Annotated in this window: 6 protein-coding genes and 1 pseudogene; all 7 read right to left on the bottom strand. The window is 68.6% G+C overall.

All coding sequences use genetic code 11. The annotated features are described in order from the left end of the window. Positions 1-441 (bottom strand): urease accessory protein UreF (locus VJS90_RS05870; RefSeq protein ID WP_324119969.1); only part of this gene is annotated, 441 nt, incomplete at its 3' end. Then, positions 441-986 (bottom strand): HupE/UreJ family protein, encoded by a 546-nt coding sequence (locus VJS90_RS05875; RefSeq protein WP_324119972.1) that lies wholly within the window; start codon positions 984-986, stop codon positions 441-443. The genes VJS90_RS05875 and VJS90_RS05870, both read right to left, overlap by 1 nt. A 22-nt stretch (positions 987-1008) precedes the next feature. Then, positions 1009-1524, bottom strand: coding sequence for an urease accessory protein UreE (gene ureE / locus VJS90_RS05880; RefSeq protein WP_324119974.1), 516 nt, complete (start codon positions 1522-1524; stop codon positions 1009-1011). 10 nt (positions 1525-1534) lie between these two features. Next, entirely contained in the window at positions 1535-3238 is a 1704-nt protein-coding gene (ureC, locus tag VJS90_RS05885) for an urease subunit alpha (RefSeq protein ID WP_324119976.1), read from the bottom strand. Continuing rightward, complete coding sequence (locus tag VJS90_RS05890) at positions 3235-3552, bottom strand: urease subunit beta (protein ID WP_324119980.1); 318 nt, start codon at positions 3550-3552, stop codon at positions 3235-3237. The genes ureC and VJS90_RS05890 overlap by 4 nt, the downstream gene beginning before the upstream one ends. Positions 3553-3570: 18 nt before the next feature. Beyond that, positions 3571-3873, bottom strand: a complete 303-nt coding sequence (locus tag VJS90_RS05895; RefSeq protein WP_324119982.1) for an urease subunit gamma — start codon at positions 3871-3873, stop codon at positions 3571-3573. Between the two features lie 10 nt (positions 3874-3883). Further along, positions 3884-4144: pseudogene (locus VJS90_RS05900) on the bottom strand (urease accessory protein UreD); the annotation flags it as partial.

Here is a 4144-nt window from a genome sequence, read left to right on the forward strand (position 1 = left end):
CAGGTCGCGCAGGGGGACGTTCCAGTGCGCGCCTAGCCAGGCCATGCCGGCCAGCTGGCTTTGCGCGAGGCTGTCGCGCCAGGCCCGGTCCTGCGCCAGTTGCCAGCCATCGAGCAGGCGCGCCAGGGCGCTTCCGCGCTGGCGCTCTTCAAGACGCAGCTCGGCGGTTTCACGGTTGGCCAGCAAAAATCGCGTCCAGTGGGCGAAGGCGCGCGCATCGTCGGCCTGGCAGGCCCGATAAAGGCGCGCCAGCAGGGGCCAGTCGAGGCAACCGAGGGTGTCGTGCAACTGCTCGCGCTGCCAGGCGCAGAAGCCCGCGGTGTCGGTCACCCAGCCGGCCTCGACGGCCCATTCCAGGCCTTGCGAATAGGTAAAGCCGCCCACTGGCAAGCCGGGGCTGGCCAGTTGCAGCACGCGCAGCAGCGCCAGGTCGGTGTGCATCAGCCGGCCAGGACCAGCGCCGCGCCCGCCAGCAACCCGCCGCCAAAAGCTTGCTGCAGGCGAGCATGCCGGCGTAGCAGCACGCCTGCGCCAAACCCTGCCGCCAGCAACAGGCCGCTGACCGCGACAAAGCCTGCGCTGAACAGCCAGAAGGCGCCGGGACTGGCTTCCACGCCGTGGGCCCAGCCATGGAACAGCGCGAACAGCGGCATGGCCAAGGCCAGCAGGACCTGTCGGCCAGGCACGAGCAAGGCCGCCGCGGCCACCAGCAACGAGCCGATGATCATCTGCTCCATGCCGATCACGCCGCCAAACAGGTGCCCGAGCACGGCGCCCGCGAACATCGCGCCAAGGGTCGCCAGGGGCAAGGCCAGGGTGCGGCCGGTCAGCGCGGCGAGCACGCCGGTGCCCAGCAGCATCAGCAGGTGGTCAAGGCCGGTCAGTGGATGCAGCAGGCCATCCTGCAACGGATGGGTGTCGTGGCCAGGATGGGCGAAGGCTGGCGCGGCGACGAGCAACAGGATCAGGGCGAGATGTTTGTTCATGGGGTTTCTTCTTCTGGTGGAATCAGGAGTGAGCATGGCCAGGCAGGCGCACGAAGGGGTGGTCCTGGCCATGGGCATGGCTGTGACCGTGACCATGACCATGGCCATGCGGTGCGCTCTGGTAGGCGCCCGCCTCTGGCTCGAACGGCGCCTGTTCGGCCTCGACCGCAAGGCCCAGGCCGCGCAGCATGTCGTCCAGCACATGGTCGTGCTGGTAGCGCAACAGGCCCGGTTCGATCTGCAGCGGCACGTGGCGGTTCCCCAGGTGATAGGCGGCGCGCGCCAGCAGCAGCGGGTCGGCGCAGCGCACGGTGGACACCGCTTCAGGGGCGGCCAGCACGCGGATCACGTGGGCGCCCTGTTCGTCGCCCAGCAGCTCGCCGCCACGCAGCAAGTGGCCGCGTTCGAGCATCAGGCCAGCGTCGCGGCCATCGTCGAGCCGCACGCGCAAGCGACTCTTGATGCGCGCGTCCACGCTCAGGGTGACGCTGCCGGTGGGCGCGGCGCCCTCGGTGATACGGCGGGTCAGGACAATCATGTAGCCTCCTTCAGAACAGGAAATAACGCTGGGCCAGCGGCAACCGGGTGGCGGGCTCGCACACCAGCAACTCGCCGTCGGCGCGCACCTGGTAGGTTTGCGAATCGACCTCGATCACCGGTTGCAGGTTGTTGTGGACCATGTCGGCCTTGCGCACCTGGCGGCAGCCCTTGGCCACGCCGATCAGGCTGCGCAGGTTCAACTGCTCGGCCAGCCCGCGATCCATCGCGGCCTGGGACAGAAACGTCATGCGCGTGGCGTGGCGCGCCGCGCCGAGGCTGCCGAACATTGGCCGGTAATGCACCGGCTGCGGGGTCGGGATCGAGCCGTTGACGTCGCCCATGGGCGCCGTGGCAATCATCCCGCCCTTGATCACCAGGGCCGGCTTGACCGCAAAGAAGGCCGGGGCCCAGAGCACCAGGTCCGCCAGCTTGCCCACTTCGATCGACCCCACCTCGTGGGCGATGCCATGGGTCAGCGCCGGGTTGAGGGTGTACTTGGCGATGTAGCGCTTGACCCGGAAGTTGTCGCTGTAGTCGCTGTCCGGCTGGAGCGGCCCGCGGCGCACTTTCATCTGGTGGGCGACCTGCCATGTGCGCAGCACCACTTCACCGACCCGGCCCATGGCCTGGGAGTCGGACGAGGTCATGGAAAACGCGCCCATGTCGTGCAGGATGTCCTCGGCGGCGATGGTCTCGCGGCGGATGCGCGACTCGGCAAAGGCCACGTCCTCAGGGATGCTGGGGTCCAGGTGGTGGCAGACCATGAGCATGTCCAGGTGCTCGTCGACCGTGTTGACCGTGTAGGGCAAGGTGGGGTTGGTCGAGGACGGCAGCACGTTGGCCTGGCCCGCGGCGCGGATTATGTCCGGGGCATGGCCGCCGCCCGCCCCTTCGGTGTGGAAGGTATGGATGGTGCGGTCGCCAATGGCCGCCAGGGTATCTTCGATGCACCCGGACTCATTGAGGGTGTCGGTGTGGATCGCCACCTGCACGTCCATCTCCTCGGCCACGCCCAGGCAGCAGTCGATGGCCGCCGGGGTCGAGCCCCAGTCCTCGTGCAGCTTCATGCCCACGGCACCGGCCTCGATCTGCTCGCGCAGGGCCTCGGGACGCGAGGCATTGCCCTTGCCCAGCAGGCCGATGTTGATCGGCAGGCTGTCGGCGGCCTGGAGCATGCGCGCCAGGTACCAGGGGCCCGGGGTGCAGGTGGTGGCGTTGGTGCCGGTGGCCGGCCCCGTGCCGCCGCCGATGAAGGTGGTGATGCCGCTGGTGAGCGCCTCCTCCACTTGCTGCGGGCAGATGAAGTGGATGTGCGAGTCGACGCCGCCTGCCGTGACGATCTTGCCCTCGGCCGCGATCACCTCGGTACCCGGGCCCACCGGCACGGTCACCCCAGGCTGCACGTCCGGGTTGCCGGCCTTGCCGATCGCCGCGATACGCCCGGCCTTGACGCCGATGTCGGCCTTGACGATGCCCCAGTGGTCGATGATCAGGGCATTGGTCAGCACCAGGTCCATGCACTCGGCCGAAACCATCTGGCCCTGCCCCATGCCGTCACGAATCACCTTGCCGCCGCCGAACTTGACCTCCTCGCCATAGACCGTGAAGTCCTTCTCCACCTCGACCCACAGCGCGGTGTCGGCCAGGCGCACGCGATCGCCCACGGTAGGGCCGAACATGTCGGCGTAGGCCTTGCGGGACAAGCGGCTCATGCGTGGTCTCCCAAGGCGCCCATCACCTTGCCCTGGAAGCCGTAGACCTCGCGCTTGCCGGCGTAGGCCACCAGTTGCACGGTGCGCGCCTGGCCCGGCTCGAAGCGCACGGCGGTGCCGGCGGGAATGTCCAGCCGGTAGCCCAGCGCCGCGGCGCGGTCGAACACCAGTGCGTCGTTGACTTCGTAGAAGTGATAGTGCGAGCCGACCTGCACCGGCCGGTCGCCATGGTTGGCCACGCTGACCTGGGTGGTCGGGCGGCCGGCGTTGAGTTCGATGTCGCCGGCGGCGACCTGGATTTCTCCTGGGATCATGCTGCGCTCCTGCGGCTGTCAGACGATGGGGTCATGCACGGTCACAAGCTTCGTGCCGTCGGGAAACGTGGCTTCGACCTGGACGTCGTGGATCATCTCGGGCACGCCGTCCATCACCTGGTCGCGGCTGAGCACTTCGCGGCCCAGGCTCATCAGTTCCGCCACGGTGCGGCCATCGCGCGCGCCTTCGAGCACCGCCGCGCTGATCAGCGCCACGGCTTCGGGGTAGTTGAGCTTCAGGCCACGGTCGCGGCGGCGCTCGGCCAGCAAGGCGGCGGTGAACAGCAGCAGCTTGTCTTTCTCTCTTGGGGTCAGCTCCATCGTGCCTCTCTCAGGTGGCCCAGATACGCGGCGGGCATGGCGCCAGGCCGATCACGGCCGGACGCAGCACATGCCACAGGCGTTGCAGGGTGCGTTGCAGGTGTTGGTTGTCGTGGTCGAGCAGGCGGATCACCAGCAGTTCGCCAAGCAGGGTGGCGCCGGCGGGTGTTGGCAGGCTTTCGAGCTCGGCGCGCACCAGGTCCAGGGTGATGTCGGTGGCGGGTGCGGCGCAGAACGTCGCCACCAGCGGATGGCCGGCAAGCTTGCTCAG

This window comes from Pseudomonas sp. (assembly GCF_035277045.1).
Taxonomy (GTDB): Bacteria; Pseudomonadota; Gammaproteobacteria; order Pseudomonadales; family Pseudomonadaceae; genus Aquipseudomonas.

Excerpts from the sequence above, each read along its gene's own strand:
- VJS90_RS05875 (WP_324119972.1), bottom strand. The coding sequence starts at position 986 with ATGAACAAACATCTCGCCCTGATCCTGTTGCTCGTCGCCGCGCCAGCC.
- ureE (WP_324119974.1), bottom strand. The coding sequence starts at position 1,524 with ATGATTGTCCTGACCCGCCGTATCACCGAGGGCGCCGCGCCCACCGGC.
- ureC (WP_324119976.1), bottom strand. The coding sequence starts at position 3,238 with ATGAGCCGCTTGTCCCGCAAGGCCTACGCCGACATGTTCGGCCCTACC.
- VJS90_RS05890 (WP_324119980.1), bottom strand. The coding sequence starts at position 3,552 with ATGATCCCAGGAGAAATCCAGGTCGCCGCCGGCGACATCGAACTCAAC.
- VJS90_RS05895 (WP_324119982.1), bottom strand. The coding sequence starts at position 3,873 with ATGGAGCTGACCCCAAGAGAGAAAGACAAGCTGCTGCTGTTCACCGCC.